General features: G+C 59.4%; 15 protein-coding genes. 7 read left to right on the top strand and 8 right to left on the bottom strand.

Annotated elements, in window-relative coordinates; translation table 11 throughout:
* Positions 1-55: 55 nt before the first annotated feature.
* From CVV68_RS25015 to CVV68_RS21950, 6 genes are all read right to left on the bottom strand, one after another.
* Positions 56-559, bottom strand: coding sequence for a carboxylate-amine ligase (locus CVV68_RS25015; protein WP_110503123.1), 504 nt, complete (start codon positions 557-559; stop codon positions 56-58).
* Between the two features lie 250 nt (positions 560-809).
* The gene (locus CVV68_RS21975) at positions 810-1,139 is read right to left on the bottom strand and encodes a hypothetical protein (protein WP_110503122.1); all 330 of its coding nucleotides are present in this window, start codon (positions 1,137-1,139) and stop codon (positions 810-812) included.
* Between the two features lie 52 nt (positions 1,140-1,191).
* Complete coding sequence (locus CVV68_RS21970; protein ID WP_110503121.1) at positions 1,192-1,557, bottom strand: hypothetical protein; 366 nt, start codon at positions 1,555-1,557, stop codon at positions 1,192-1,194.
* A 1,017-nt stretch (positions 1,558-2,574) separates the two neighbouring features.
* Positions 2,575-3,666 (bottom strand): YihY/virulence factor BrkB family protein, encoded by a 1,092-nt coding sequence (locus CVV68_RS21960; protein ID WP_110503119.1) that lies wholly within the window; start codon positions 3,664-3,666, stop codon positions 2,575-2,577.
* A gap of 82 nt (positions 3,667-3,748) precedes the next feature.
* Positions 3,749-4,312 carry a DUF3618 domain-containing protein gene (locus CVV68_RS21955; RefSeq protein WP_110503118.1) on the bottom strand — a complete coding sequence of 188 codons (564 nt, stop codon included), beginning with the start codon at positions 4,310-4,312 and terminating at the stop codon, positions 3,749-3,751.
* A gap of 16 nt (positions 4,313-4,328) precedes the next feature.
* Complete coding sequence (locus CVV68_RS21950; RefSeq protein ID WP_110503117.1) at positions 4,329-4,742, bottom strand: phage holin family protein; 414 nt, start codon at positions 4,740-4,742, stop codon at positions 4,329-4,331.
* A gap of 1,309 nt (positions 4,743-6,051) precedes the next feature.
* Between CVV68_RS21950 and CVV68_RS21945 the strand changes: the two genes are divergently transcribed.
* From CVV68_RS21945 to CVV68_RS21935, 3 genes are all read left to right on the top strand, one after another.
* Complete coding sequence (locus CVV68_RS21945; protein WP_110503116.1) at positions 6,052-6,267, top strand: hypothetical protein; 216 nt, start codon at positions 6,052-6,054, stop codon at positions 6,265-6,267.
* A 417-nt stretch (positions 6,268-6,684) separates the two neighbouring features.
* A complete protein-coding gene (locus CVV68_RS21940) occupies positions 6,685-6,918 on the top strand; it encodes a CsbD family protein (protein WP_306415722.1) in 234 nt (77 codons plus the stop codon).
* An 81-nt stretch (positions 6,919-6,999) separates the two neighbouring features.
* Positions 7,000-7,260 (top strand): GlsB/YeaQ/YmgE family stress response membrane protein, encoded by a 261-nt coding sequence (locus CVV68_RS21935; RefSeq protein WP_110503114.1) that lies wholly within the window; start codon positions 7,000-7,002, stop codon positions 7,258-7,260.
* Positions 7,261-7,410: 150 nt separating this feature from the next.
* On the opposite strand, the gene CVV68_RS21930 is transcribed toward CVV68_RS21935, so the two are convergent.
* Both CVV68_RS21930 and CVV68_RS23685 read right to left on the bottom strand, forming a co-directional pair.
* Positions 7,411-8,205 (bottom strand): sigma-70 family RNA polymerase sigma factor, encoded by a 795-nt coding sequence (locus tag CVV68_RS21930; RefSeq protein WP_211320963.1) that lies wholly within the window; start codon positions 8,203-8,205, stop codon positions 7,411-7,413.
* Between the two features lie 70 nt (positions 8,206-8,275).
* Positions 8,276-8,545, bottom strand: a complete 270-nt coding sequence (locus CVV68_RS23685) for a hypothetical protein (protein WP_170133311.1) — start codon at positions 8,543-8,545, stop codon at positions 8,276-8,278.
* A 99-nt stretch (positions 8,546-8,644) separates the two neighbouring features.
* Here CVV68_RS23685 and CVV68_RS21920 point away from each other — a divergent pair, with 99 nt between their 5' ends.
* The 4 genes from CVV68_RS21920 (at position 8,645) to CVV68_RS21905 (ending at position 13,259) form a co-directional block, all read left to right on the top strand.
* The gene (locus CVV68_RS21920; protein ID WP_245933729.1) at positions 8,645-9,265 is read left to right on the top strand and encodes a response regulator transcription factor; all 621 of its coding nucleotides are present in this window, start codon (positions 8,645-8,647) and stop codon (positions 9,263-9,265) included.
* 1,321 nt (positions 9,266-10,586) lie between these two features.
* Positions 10,587-11,528 carry a diacylglycerol/lipid kinase family protein gene (locus CVV68_RS21915; RefSeq protein WP_110503110.1) on the top strand — a complete coding sequence of 314 codons (942 nt, stop codon included), beginning with the start codon at positions 10,587-10,589 and terminating at the stop codon, positions 11,526-11,528.
* A gap of 124 nt (positions 11,529-11,652) precedes the next feature.
* The gene (locus CVV68_RS21910; RefSeq protein ID WP_110503109.1) at positions 11,653-12,453 is read left to right on the top strand and encodes a phosphatase PAP2 family protein; all 801 of its coding nucleotides are present in this window, start codon (positions 11,653-11,655) and stop codon (positions 12,451-12,453) included.
* Entirely contained in the window at positions 12,450-13,259 is an 810-nt protein-coding gene (locus CVV68_RS21905) for a DUF1206 domain-containing protein (RefSeq protein WP_110503108.1), read from the top strand. The genes CVV68_RS21910 and CVV68_RS21905 overlap by 4 nt, the downstream gene beginning before the upstream one ends.
* The last annotated feature ends 189 nt before the right edge of the window (positions 13,260-13,448 follow it).

Here is a 13,448-nt window from a genome sequence, read left to right as displayed (position 1 = left end):
CATCCATCTCAGCAGGGCCACGAGCTCCTACTTTGCTACGACACGAACCCCGGTTTCACCACGAACCGTGAAGAGCCCAAAAAGGCGAATTAGTGGAAAGAGCCAGCAGGATAGGGAGCCAACGGCGTACGCCATTAAGTGCCGCCACCCCGGCGGCACGGTCAGGGACCCCCACGTGAACGTGCAGGCCGTTGATTTGATGATCGTTAGTCAGAGCCCGGACGTTCCCTGCAACTTCCTCGTACCGCTCCCCAGGTGTCAGCGCTGGCATTGCCCCGACATCATAAGGAGTTCCGACGCCCGCGGCCACCACGCCCCGCTCCCTCGCCACAGCTGCGAGGGCACGACGAAAGTCCAGCAATCCCCCAGCAGCGGCTGAAATCTCGGTATAGACCGGGGAGGCAAACTCAAGTTGTGACTGGAAGAACTCCTGATGTACCACCCCAGCACCGAAACCCCGGACGGCGAGACGATCACGGCAGCCAGTCGCGATATTGACGGGGCGGAGCCGGGACGCATCAAGAAAGACAAACTCTTCTTCAATACCAAAACTGAGCATGTACCCCTCCGCATCGTTTCTCCCATTTCTATTTCTAAGCTGCGCGGGCCTCCGCCCTCGATCCACCCCAGTATCCAGAACGGCTGGCAGCCCAATCCCCAGATTCTCAGGTTCTTCAAGGAAAACATGTGTCTAAACAGACCCCCCCAGTCGCCTATGAGAAAGCCGCGAAGCCTCCTGCTGGGGTCCCCAGCAGAACAGCAACGGCCTGGGACTTGTTTAGTCTTGAGTGCGCCACGAATCTGTATTCCTATGCTCCGGCCGCGTCGTCATCAGACTCGGAGGAGAAAGACTCACGATCTCCGCTGACGGGTTCGGTGTTGTCGTCGTTAAGCGGCGTATCCGTGGACGGCGCCTCCCAAGGAACCTCCTTTGAATCATCAACCGGGCTTGCCTGCGGTTCTGCCGTGGTCAATTCCTCTTGGGACAGTTCATCCGTGCCTCCCGGCTGGACGGTACCGGGCGGAATTTCCTCCTCCGGTGTGGGCGATCCGTACACTTGGCCTGCCCTTTCCCTTGCCGCTGCCCGGGGAGGGACACTGTTGGACTCGTCACCGGTGTTGGGCTGGTTGCTGCTCATGCCGTTCTCCTTACAGGATTTGTTCTTTAGTTCGGATGTCTCGACTGCAGGGCTAACTTGCTGGCCCTGACGGCAGGGCGCCGCCCTCATCGCTCCAGTCTTGACGGATGTCGGTGTTCAGCGCCGGGTCGGAATCGACGTCGGGCAAAGGGGCGTTCTCTGAGCCGCCGGCCGCGACGTGGGTCCCTACCGCAGCGTCCGAGGAATTACCGGAAATTTTCTGGACAACTTTTGCGCCTAAGTCTTCGGCCTCACTCTTAATAGAGTTGTCCAGCATGTTGATGGTCGCCTGCAATGGTTCGGACTTCCACAGCGACCGGGCATTGTTCTTGAGGCTTGCATGACCCTTGCGTCCAAACCTGGTGCCTACGAAATATTCGGCGCCGAGCCCAGCGATAAATGCCAGTTTCGCTTTCATGGATCACTCCTGAGGTAAATATTTTCCAATTCTGAGTCACTGCGTCCCCTCCATGTCAAAACGTTGCCACAAAACCATGTCAGAGAGACGCGCCCGCCGGCAAGAACAAAAACCAGGAACCACTTTCGCACCACATCTAACCGCAGATCAGTTCCCCGCGCCGCCCCGTCCCGAAATTTGCTCGGTAGTGGGCGCTGGCGTACTCCCCGTGGGTACAGATCTTAATATCCGCTTTCCCATCACCGGCGTCAGGGGCGGCAGTGCATAACGGTCACGATCTGGTCAGGAGACACTGCGACTTCGTCTCGAACGACGGCCAAGGCAGCCATTATCGCTGGCGTGACCTCAGCATCGCGGACGACGTGCCCATAGAAGCTATCGCACTTGCTGCAGAAATAGTCAACGTCCCAGGTGCCCTCCCCATGACGCCTGCGCCATCGGGCCCTTTCAACGAGAACGAACTCGTCTGTTTTACACACCCCACACCAGATCTGATCCGAGTGGGATTCCTCGACCGCTTTCAAAAGTTTCGGATCGATATTTGAAGAGTCGCGCTGATCCATGTTGAATCACCCCATTTCAAAACCCAAAAGACAACCTGGACCGAAACTGAAATCAATGCCCAAAGCTTAAGTCTCAAGTTTCCCTCATTTCCTTTTAGCCACCATAGAATGGGCGCTTTAAATCAACGGCTTCCATCCTCGCAGGACCCTCTGGCAGGAAGATTCCTGACTGGGTATTCACCGCAGTCCTCCACAAATAGTCCCCGCCGTACCCCTGCGGTCGAGTGGCCCTTCCCGTTATCTTTTTAGAAGCCTCATATCCAGTGAAGTCAAGTAACGATCTCCTCCTCTCACCGGAGCCCGTTACTTCTCCAAACCCCCTGCAGGTCAGGCTGGCATCCACCATCGTCGGCCTCCAAAGTACACGGCGGGAAGTCTCGGGCTGCGCATCGACGGGATCTGTCTTCTGCTTCGTGCCTGTCGATCAGCAGAGCCCCTCTCGATGACGGTGGACTTATGTTCGCCCTGAGCTTCGGTTGTCGTCATTGTGTTGTTCGCGCAGTTCGCGGCCGTGGCGGATGTCCTCTTCCTCGCGGGCCTGTAGTTTGTCGCTCCTTTTGGTATCTCGCGGCGGCAGTTGGATGGTTTCTTCGGCGTGGATGCCGGCCTGGAGTTCGCGGCCGCGTTCGACTTCGGCGTCGAACTCGGCTCCGAAAAGTAATGACATGTTCAGGATCCACAGCCAGAGAAGGGCGATGATGACACCGCCGATCGTCCCGTAAGTCTTGTTGTAGTTGCTGAAGTTCGCCACGTAGAGGCCGAACGCTACGGATGCCAGGAGAAATACCATCAGCGCTATCGCTGAGCCCATGCTCGTCCAACGGAATTTGGGTTGTTTCACGTTGGGAGTGGCGTAGTAGAGGATGGCAATTGCGAGGACTATCAGCAGTAACATGACTGGCCATTTAGCAATGTTCCACACGGCCAGAACTGCCCCGCCCAGCCCGATGACGTTGCCCACCGATGAAGCCACCGACCCGCTGAGCACGAGCATCGCTGCCACCACGACTACGATCAACAAATTGACTACCGTGACTGCCAGCATAGTAGCGCGAAATTTCAGGAAGGATCTGCCCTCGTCGATCTCGTACACTCGGTTCATCGCACGACCGAAAGCGGCCACGTAGCCGGAAGCGGACCAGAGTGCAATGACAATGCCCAAGACCAGCGTCAGCCCTGCGCTGGAGGAACTGGCAAGCCCTTCGACCACGGGGCGGATCGCCTCCACGGTCTGGCCCGGGGCGATTCCTTGAAGGATATTGAGCACGGCGGAGGTGGTTTTCTCGGCCTGTCCAAAAATTCCCAGCAGGGATACCAGGGCCAAGAGGGCCGGAAAAATCGACAGGACGGAGTGGTAGGTCAGGGCAGCTGCAAGGTCTGAACACTGGTCCTTGCTGAACTCTCGCAGAGTTTTCTTTGAGATGTATTTCCAGGACGGCTTGCTCAGCTCTGCGGGGCTGTCCGGTTTTCGGTCGTCCTCAGGGGCAGGGGCCGTGCGGGCCTTTGCGGTGCTGCTTTGTCTTTTTGAGGCGTCTTTCTCTGCCATCGGATCATCTCATCCTTCGGGTTCAAGTGCAGTGGCCGGCCGTCCCGCACAGAGTGAGGGGATGGCCGGCCGGTTGGGATGGTCAGGCCTGTTGGATGATGTCTTTGGCCTCTGAGGCCCGGTCCTGGACATCAGCGAGGGCGTCTTGGCCCTCGGCCCTGACGTGTTCGGTGGCGGCGGCAGGGGCGCCCTGGATGTTTTCCATGGCTTCCTGAGGCGGTTCCTTGAGTCCTTCGGCGATGTCTTTGGCGGCCTCCGTCAGCTCGTGGGTGAGTGGTTCCGCCGCCGTTTTGAGAGCGTCGGCGGCTTCGCGTTCCTGCTGGCTGGCCGGGATCAGGGAGGAGACGAGCAGGCCGGCACCGAAAGCGATCAGCCCGGCCGCGAGAGGGTTGCCCTGTGTCCTAGTTTTCACTTGAGCCGGCGCGTCCCCGATGGCAGCATCAACCCCTCCCAGGTTCTCACCACCATGATCTGCGGCTCCCATGACTTTGTCTTTGACCCCGAAAACGGCGTCCTTGACTTTGTCGGTCTGCCTTCGCACGATGTGCGACGGCGTGACTTTGTCCGCCACAGCATCGACATTCGTTCCGAGGCGTGCGCGGGTGGCCTCAATATCTGCTCGGATGGTATCCGGGTTTTCACTCATCATTTTTCCTCGCTGTCTAAGAGTTGGGCTTGAGGGTGGGCGGGATTTCCTGCAGGGTTTGCCCGGTCTGGGGCAGACCCTTGATGGCTTTGAGTTCCTTGCGTCCGACCGTGGCCAGGACGCCAGCAATGATGGCCCATATCACTGCAACGACGACCCCGGACCAACCCAGCCCCCACAGGGTCCCCAGTGCCCACCAGAGAGCCAGAGACAAAAAGAGGAGCACGAAGTGGCCGGCGATTCCTGCTCCGGCGAGCATTCCGCTGCCCTTCCCCGCCCTTGCGGCCGAGTCTTTGAGCTCAACTTTGGCGAGTTCAACTTCCTGGCGCATCAGGGTTGACATGTCCCGGGTGACTTCACCCAACAGCTCGCCCAGGGAGGAGGACTCCGCCTTGGCGTGGGCGCCCGTGTTGGGCAGTTCGGTGCTCATCGGCGACCACCATCCAAGGGATCATCGCGCAACGCATCCCCCGTCTGCAGTGGATCCGACACGACAGGTTCCGCATGCCAAAGTTCAGGCCGGTCTGTCCCTATCTGCGCTTCGGTGCCGAGTTGGTCAGAGGGATAGGGGCCTGTCTGGCCAATGGGCGTCGGTTGTCCTGCCGGTACCCTGGGGTCAGGTATTTCTTTATCAGCCATCGGCTTCCCCACCGGGATCGTGCCACCCTCAGGATGTGGAGATCCTGCAGGGTGTGGGACACCTGCGCTAAGGCTGCGGCTGAGCCGGCCAGCCAGAACGCGTGCCCCGGCCGCCAGAAGCAGGAACGTACCAGGCTTTTGCCTAGCAAACGAGGTTACTTCAGCAAGGAGGGATCCGGGGTCGCGGTCATCCAACCACGATGCCACGGCGGCGGAACGCTCGGCGGCCTGGCGCACCAAATCCGTGGCCTCCCCGGGCTGCTCAGGGGCAGAAGCCATGGAATGCAGTTCCGAAGATACCGAACGTAGTCCTTCCGCGGCTTTTTGCTTTTGGCTTGCGGCTTGGTCGGTGAGGTCGGACTTGGCCTGTGCCATCACGTCACGCGCGTTGGTCTTGACCTCTGCCGCGACAGTGGAGGCCTCGTCTTTGACCGTCTCCGAAACGTACTGCGCAGCATCAGTGGCGTGGCGGGCAACCCCCCTTCGTCTTTAGCCGCATCCGACTTCGAGCCCGAAGCCGGAGGCGGGCTCTGCGGTGTCGCCGGGCTATGATGAGCCGGGGCCGTCTTGGTCGTCTCCACGGGGATGATTAGGTCAGTTTCGTTGGTTTCTAGGCCCTCATCGTGGGGCCATGCACTTTCCGTCATCGTCGCTCTCTTTCAGGAAGGGACCGCTGGGAAATGAATCCGCGGACCGGATGAAAACACTAAGCACGGTTACGAGATAGAGGATAAGCACCCGCCCGAGGACTCTGCAACAAGTTTAGAAACCGTCAAACGGGGTAACTCACATCGCCAAACGGGGTAATTTACGGCACAGTCGTGTGCCTGGAACTTGCGAGAACGCCGTTCAACATCCCAACACCTGCCGTGGGAGCGAATGCCGGCAATGGGCTCGCGTTCACGATCTACCGGGACCGTTTCTTGGTGCCATCACCAAGAACCCCCTTCAGCATTGGTGTTCCTGGCTCGGGGTGTGCGACAGTTTCTGGCTGCTCCAGGGACAGGCGGCGGCAAGCGTCCGCTGCCCCTTCAGATTTATTCGGCTTTGTGAGATAGTCGTTTCGTCCTAGCTGTTCCCCTACTCGTGAAAGAGTTCCCATGATTGAGATGTTGCACAATGCAGGCATTAAGAGCGAATACGCCTACGCGGGTGGATTCGCGTCCATAGCGCTCTCCCTTGTCGCGTGGTTGGCGAGCCGGACGAAAAAGGACCACTCCAAGGCCCAGTCGGACCGCTGGGGAATTTTCATCGGACATTGGGCTCCCACCTTCTTTGCCTTGGGAGTGGCGCTGAAACTGGAAGAAAAGAACTAGAAACCATACCGTGCACCACGCCCGTAGTCAGGACCGTAGACAGGGTCAATGGCACTCGAGATGTAACTTCTGGCTGAGGCGGGCACCAAGCCCCATCGCTAGGCCGCCCCATACCCTTGGCGCTGTCGGGAGCCTGGCAGGCCGGAGGTGTGGGTGCGCAGCTGGGGCAAGGCCATCATCTCGAAGTCATTGGCTGCAGTATCGGAACACTGTGAGGTGACAGTGGCATCGAGCCGTATGCCACCACCGCACACCGCCTCGGCCAGCAGCATCCGGGAACGCCTTCCTGACCGACTCTACCTCTAAGCCGGTGTCCTCGTCCGCTCTGAAAATGTTTAGATTCCCGGTTTTGGGGAAATGTAAGTAGTGAGGACCGTTGCACCCCCGCCACGGATCTAGTGAAACATACTGAAAAGCATGGGCCTGCCGGCCCTGCGTGCTTTCCGTTCTTTGAAGGAGATAACCATGGGTATCGCAGATAAGTTTGAGAACAAGGCCGAAGAACTCAAGGGCAAAGCCAAGGAAAACGCGGGCGCGGCCACCAATGATCGTGGCCTTGAAAACGAGGGCGAAGCCGATCAGGCCAAGGCTGGGATGAAGCAGGCTGGCGAGCATATCAAGGATGCCGCCAAGGATCTCACCGACCGCTGATCGCGGTAGTGCCCTCCTGTACGGGGCATGAGGGCTCGCCAAGGCGGATCCACGTCGTCGAACCACAAAGGAGTCGATTTTATGGGTTTTCTTGCTTTTCTACTTTTGGGATTGATCGTTGGTGGGATCGCGAAAGCCATTCTTCCTGGCCGTCAACGCGGCGGCATCCTCATCACCATGCTTTTAGGCGTGGTCGGCGCCCTACTGGGCGGATGGCTGGGTGGAGCCATTTTCGGAGTCGGGCTGGAAAACTTCTGGAGCCTGCAAACCTGGCTTGTGGCGATCGTGGGATCGCTAGTGGTTTTGGGTATCTCCGGGGCCGTTGTGCATCGCCGAGCCTGATCCAGCCTGACGTGGAAGGCCCGTTCGTGACTCCAGGCAACGAATCTTTCGTGACGCTAATTTTCGCGGCAGATCGTGTCTTTGAACGCCGAGTGAACGGGCCTTTCACTTCTTCAACTGACCTTGACCGCCCTGCCGTCCGGGGCTCATTTACCGCGACTCGACGAGTCGTCGACCGAGACGGTCGAGCAATTGCTTGAGCCGTCGGGATATTTGCATTTGACTGACACCGAGTTCCTGAGCGATCTGCTCCTGTGACATCTCCTCAACAAAGCGCAGATGGAGGATGAGGCGCTCTTCCTCGCTTGCATCAACGAGAGCAGTGGCTAGGGCCTGCTCTCGTTCAACGCGTTCATACCCCAGTTCTTCCACTGTCAGGGTGACTCCGGGAAATAGTGCCTCTCGTCCACCTTGGGGGTCATAATGTTCGATCCGTTGGGCTACCATGGCAGACTCCGCGAGCAAGGCCTGGACAGTCTCCGGCACCGATAGGCCCGCAGCCAGACTGAGATCGGCGTAAGTGGGCTCACGCCCCAGACGTTGGATGAGTTCCGGGCGCACCCGCCTGATCTTCAGCCTTGCTTCCTGGATGGCTCTCGCAGGCCGCACCACCCACGAATGGTCCCTGACATAGCGCTTGAGTTCACCGGTAATGGTCGGCACAGCGTAGGCCACGAAGCCCTGACCCTTATCCTCCTGATAACCCTTGGCAGCCTTCACGAGCCCCAGCCTGGCAACTTGTTGCAAGTCCTCTGCCTCACAGCCCGAACGGTAAAAACACCGGGACAAGGCATCCGCGAGCCCCAGGAACTGCAGCACCAACTGTTCAGCACCGGCGCCGGTCCCTGTCGTGGCACGATTCGGTGACTCTCGGGTACTGGAAGCAGGATTGCCGGGCCCCACAGTCCGGGTGACTGTCCTCAGCACATCCGTGCCGGCGCCCATATCTAAGAGCATGACCGCTCAACGGCCGGCCCAGATACACACTGTAGTGACCAATGCGGGATCTTAGCGCTCACGATTGGACGAACTGGTCTTCAGCGTTACCGGGGTGTGTTTCGAGTCTCCGTGGGGTGTGGGGGAACGATTGGGCGAGTCCATCCCGGCGCAAAGCTGCCACAATGGCTTGCTCGCGTCTGGATATATCAGCGAGGAGTGCGGGGTTGGCGGTCTTTCCGTGCTCTTCCTCGACCAAGGCCAGCTGAACGATCAGTTCCCGAGCCGTTGCCTGACCAAGATCGCCATCCCCAGCCCTGGTGGTATTCCCGGTTTTGATTTCCTTCATCCCCGCATCGTAGTCCGCAGGAGGGGTGAGATTCTTCACCCCTAGGGGTGAAATAAGTTGCCCTACAATAGTGGAATGGAGAGCCTTCGCATAGCACTAGTGGATGACTACGAAATCGTGCTGCGGGGGCTGGAGATGATGCTCCGGTCCTACGGCGACACCCTGGAGGTCGTCGAACTCGACCTCAACAGTACTGTCGCCAAGCGGGTTGACCTGACACTTTACGATACGTTCGCAGCGACCCCGGGCGACCGGGAGGACGTGCACGAACTGGCCACGAATCCGCTGGCCGGCAAGGTGGTGGTCTATTCGTGGGATCTCGACGAAGCCAGAGTCAAGGCTGCGCTGGCAAACGGAGCCAGCGGCTACCTGTCGAAAGGCCTGCCAGCGGCCCGACTGGTCCGTGCACTCCACAAGATCCACCAAGGGGAGGGACAGGTATTTCACGGCCCCGATGGCCAGGGAAAAACGAGTCTCGGCGACTGGCCCGGACGAGAAGAAGGCCTGACCCAACGGGAGGCCGAAATGCTCGCCCTCATCTCCCAAGGCCTCAGCAATGCCGAAATCGCCGACAGGACCCAACTGTCAGCCAACACCGTGAAAACATTCATCCGCAGCTGCTACCGCCGCATCAGCGTTACTAACCGCTCCAACGCCATTCTCTGGGGGCTGGATCACGGGTTCTTTCCAGATCACAAACGGGTCCCGCCGCGAAAATGAGATAGGACAGAGTCCGACCTGCACCCAGCATGCCGTCCATTTTCACCAGCTCAACCTGGCAACGGGCCGCTGACACCGGCGATTAGCTGATCAATATGGCAAGAAAATACCGCCGCTTCATCTATACCAGAATGAGCAATGGAACACCATCCGACGCCAACGGACCCTAGCTCGTTGTTCGTGGCGGGCCGTGGTCAGTTACCGCCTGCATGAAACTGCCGAGCCGGCGCTCAACAGGCCGACGACGATCAGTACCCGCAGCGCTTTCCCAGCACCGGGAACAAAGTCAAGAAGGACGGCTGAAGTCCACGCCTCAATGGGCAGCTGCACTGCCACGGGATGAAGGGGGCTGCCCGTCGGAACCCCGTGGAGCACGTCCTTGACAGTCCCAGGCCGAATAACCCGCCTAACCGCCGTTTGAATGACAGCAAACCACCCCGTCAAGAAAGTCCGCGTTCTCCAAGCCGTCCAGCACCTTGAAGGCTAAAAGTACCTGCATTAGGACCACCGCATCCTCTATGGGCTTCATTTCTCGCTGTACCAGAAAACCGGGCCGGACACAGCATGGAGCGGCGACTATCTACGCCTGACTGGACTTGCGCTGAAGCCTCAGCGTCGCTTTCTTAGCTGCTCGCTTCGTGAGGACCTGAATGACCGCGCCGGTGAGCGCCGTGACAAGTGAAAAAATCAACACCCCCGGCACTTGAGGATAGCTGTGAACGATCTGCCAGTTCGCCCAGGTGCATCGTGGCCACCGTCATCTCAATCACCATCACTTCACCTACCCGGCCCAACGCCCACCTTGACGTAGTGTTGCAGGCGCGGCCAAACGTCGCCGGCCTGCTTTTCCCTCCCCATCCCGCTGCCTTCCATGACGGGCTGGACGCGTGCGCATCGTTGCGCGCAGTAATGTTACCCACGGCTCTCCCAAGAGAGCCAAGCACCTGGAGTCGCTCCTTGACCACTGCCGTAACCTTCCGATCGTCCTACCCGGCACAGCGGACCGTCGGTTAGCCACGAACTTCCCTCAAGACCTCAAGTATCCCGGCGCGGCAGATTCAATCTTGCAACTCTTGTAATTCGGCAAATTGCGGTAAGTCACAAGGCGATCGATGGCTGCGGTGGATCCAGTCCAACGCGCTTGCCATCCAGGCGGCCAGACTCCCAGAGCCGGACTGTCCCATGGTCCGGTCCCGTCAGGCACCGTTAGGACCATTCCTGCCAGCACCCTCGAGCAAGATTCACCAATCTGTGCATGCGGGGCGCTATCTCGGGTTACTATTCAGTACAGCTTCAGATTTACCCCATCGCAAAGGACGTCATGGCAAGGAATCCTTCCCGGCAGGCCAGGAGTGCTGCGGTGGTCATCAATCCAATAAAGTCCCCAGGCGAACAGTTCAAGCCCATGTTCTTTCAGCTGTGCGCCGACGCCGGCTGGGCTGATCCCTTGTGGCTGGAGACTTCGGAGGATGACCCTGGGCACGGCCAGGCCAAGGAGGCCCTTGCGGCCGGCGTCGACGTCGTCATTGCCGCCGGCGGCGACGGTACCGTGCGCTGTGTGGCCGAGGTCCTTAACGACACGGAGACTGCCATGGGGTTGGTGCCGCTGGGAACAGGCAACCTGCTCGCTCGCAACCTCGGGATCAACGTCACCGACCCTGTCGCAGCGGCCCGGGACGTCCTGAACGGAACCGAAACTAAAATCGACGTCCTTAAAGCCACACTCGACCATGCAGAGCATAAGCGGATCTTCTTGGTCGCGGCCGGACTCGGATATGACGCCTCCATCATGGCAGACACCATCGATGGGCTGAAAGACAGGATGGGTTGGCTCGCGTATGTCGAATCCGGCATCCGGAACCTGCCAGGAAAACCTGTCACTGCCAGGATCACTGTCGACGGCAGGAACGAGATCCACCGCAGGGTCCGTGGCGTGATGGTGGGCAATTGCGGGAAATTGATGGGTGGGGTGGAAATCTTCCCGGATGCATCCGTCACTGACGGCCTCATGGACATCCTGACGTTGGCTCCCCAAGGGAAGTTAGGCTGGCTTGCCGTCATCCTCGGGGTCTTTGGCAAGGGCGACAACAAAAACGACCAGGTGCAGAGCCTGACAGGAAAGAGCGCGGAAATCAGGCTGGACCACCCCCAGGAGTTTCAGCTCGACGGCGATCACTTAGGCCCCGCAACGCACCTACACGTCACCGTAGATCCCAAGGCCCTGACTATCCGAATGAGCCCGCCCCGGATAAAAAAACACTAACCACGGAGTCTCCTATGGGGTCCAACGCGGCATACTTTCCCTAGGAAGCAGGAACGCGTCATACTTTATTCAGTCACCCGGTTAACACGGGATTCGCCCCGAGCCGGCCCTAAAGGAGAAGCGTATGAACCACAAGGGCGCGTCAAGGAAAAACCCGCCAGAGCAGGATGGTCATCAGTCCTCTGGTTGGCATCAAAAGTTCATCGTCGAGGAACGTTTTGTTCCGGTTGACGTCCGCAAACGGCTCTATGTCACCTCGCTAGTGCTCATTGTCATCGGATTCTTCGTCTTCGTTCTCCTCCTTGACGCCGTCTTGACGCACACGGGCTTCCAGCGCTTGGACCAGCCGGTCAACACCTGGTTTATGGCCCTGCGCTCCCCCGCGCTAACTGCCGTCATGGTGGCACTCGCTATCATTTTCGGCCCCATAGCGCTGCCGATCATCGTCCTAGTCGTCGTCGTTGCCTGGACCATTTTGGCTAAACACGCCTGGCGTCCGCTTCTTCTTGCTGCCGGAATGGCCACCGGTGTAGTGCTTGCCGAGGTCCTCGCTCCCCTGGTCCGGCACCCGCGACCGCCGGTGGACCTGATGACCCTAGGTGCCGACAGTACTTTTTCCTTTCCGTCCGGCCACGTCCTGGGCACCTCGGATTTCCTGTTGATCTTGGCTTTTCTTATCGCCAGCCGGCGCCGAATAACATCCCTGACCGTAGTCCTGTTCAGTATTGCCACCATAGTCATCCTGGCCCAGGTGGCCAGCCGGCTCTACCTGGGCTACCACTGGATCACGGACACGACGGCGTCCATGGCCCTCTCGCTGGTCGTTCTGGGCGCCGTCATGGCCGTTGACACGGCCAGAACGGTCCGTGTTAAAGGCGAACGTGTCCAGGGCGCTCATTCCCAGCCCCAGGTGGACGGCACATGAAGCCCGGCCAGAGGGCCCGCCGGACAGCCAGCCGCGCGCAGAACAGCCGGGCGCTGACCGTGGTCGCACGAATCGGGTTCGCTGCCAGTGGACTCATGCACCTGCTGATGGGATACATCGCCATCCGCATTGCCCTCCACCACGGCGGAGAATCAGATCAATCCGGAGCCTTCGCCCAATTGATCAAACTACCGGGAGGAATGGTGGTCATCTGGGTTACCGTGGCCGGCCTCGCGGCAGTGGGACTGTGGCTCCTGCTCCAGGCCGGACTGGGCATCGGGTCCTCATCAAAGAAACGCTGGGCCCGGAGCCTAGTGTCTCTGGGCAAGGGTACCTCCTACCTCGCGTTGACCTTCACCGCCCTATCCATCGCGCTCCGACACCCCACCAGCTCCACAACGTCCACCCGCCACGCCACCGGTACCCTGCTCTCCCTTCCGGGCGGTCAGGCCCTGCTCATTTGCCTTGGCATCATCACGGCGGGCATCGGGGGCTACTTCATCTACAAAGGGGCCCGGCAAAAATTCCGCGAAGACATCACGCTCCCAACGGGACCCTCCCAACGGGGCATCACAGTGCTGGCCATGACCGGATACATCGCCAAAGGCATCGCCATCCTCACCCTCGGCGTCCTCTTCGTCGTCGCAGCAGTGAAAGTCGATCCCCAAGATGCCTCAGGTCTAGACGGAGCCCTGAAATCACTGGCCGCCCTACCCTTCGGCGAAGCAATCCTCATCATGGTCGGCATCGGACTCATCGCCTACGGGCTTTACAGCTTTGCCCGCGCCCGGCTGGCCACCCTGTGAGAGATATTGATAACTGAAAACTACAGGTAGGATCGATTCAAACCTACGGCATCCCCACAAACTTTTTGCGGCTCTCCTGACGTGAATGTGGGTTCGGTTATTTCTGGTATGCGAGTTTGATCTCGACGGGACCGCAGGCCAGCATTATCAGGGCGAGGGCGGCTTCTGGAGTGTGGAATCCGTAGGACC

Source organism: Arthrobacter livingstonensis (assembly GCF_003219815.1).
Classification (GTDB): Bacteria; Actinomycetota; Actinomycetes; order Actinomycetales; family Micrococcaceae; genus Specibacter; species Specibacter livingstonensis.
This window is presented reverse-complemented; position numbering and strand designations above follow the sequence as displayed.

Coding starts and splice junctions, on each gene's coding strand:
- CVV68_RS25015 (WP_110503123.1), bottom strand. CDS start 559: ATGCTCAGTTTTGGTATTGAAGAAGAGTTTGTCTTTCTTGATGCGTCC.
- CVV68_RS21975 (WP_110503122.1), bottom strand. CDS start 1,139: ATGAGCAGCAACCAGCCCAACACCGGTGACGAGTCCAACAGTGTCCCT.
- CVV68_RS21970 (WP_110503121.1), bottom strand. CDS start 1,557: ATGAAAGCGAAACTGGCATTTATCGCTGGGCTCGGCGCCGAATATTTC.
- CVV68_RS21960 (WP_110503119.1), bottom strand. CDS start 3,666: ATGGCAGAGAAAGACGCCTCAAAAAGACAAAGCAGCACCGCAAAGGCC.
- CVV68_RS21955 (WP_110503118.1), bottom strand. CDS start 4,312: ATGAGTGAAAACCCGGATACCATCCGAGCAGATATTGAGGCCACCCGC.
- CVV68_RS21950 (WP_110503117.1), bottom strand. CDS start 4,742: ATGAGCACCGAACTGCCCAACACGGGCGCCCACGCCAAGGCGGAGTCC.
- CVV68_RS21945 (WP_110503116.1), top strand. CDS start 6,052: ATGATTGAGATGTTGCACAATGCAGGCATTAAGAGCGAATACGCCTAC.
- CVV68_RS21940 (WP_306415722.1), top strand. CDS start 6,685: ATGGGCCTGCCGGCCCTGCGTGCTTTCCGTTCTTTGAAGGAGATAACC.
- CVV68_RS21935 (WP_110503114.1), top strand. CDS start 7,000: ATGGGTTTTCTTGCTTTTCTACTTTTGGGATTGATCGTTGGTGGGATC.
- CVV68_RS21930 (WP_211320963.1), bottom strand. CDS start 8,205: ATGGGCGCCGGCACGGATGTGCTGAGGACAGTCACCCGGACTGTGGGG.
- CVV68_RS23685 (WP_170133311.1), bottom strand. CDS start 8,545: ATGAAGGAAATCAAAACCGGGAATACCACCAGGGCTGGGGATGGCGAT.
- CVV68_RS21915 (WP_110503110.1), top strand. CDS start 10,587: ATGGCAAGGAATCCTTCCCGGCAGGCCAGGAGTGCTGCGGTGGTCATC.
- CVV68_RS21910 (WP_110503109.1), top strand. CDS start 11,653: ATGAACCACAAGGGCGCGTCAAGGAAAAACCCGCCAGAGCAGGATGGT.
- CVV68_RS21905 (WP_110503108.1), top strand. CDS start 12,450: ATGAAGCCCGGCCAGAGGGCCCGCCGGACAGCCAGCCGCGCGCAGAAC.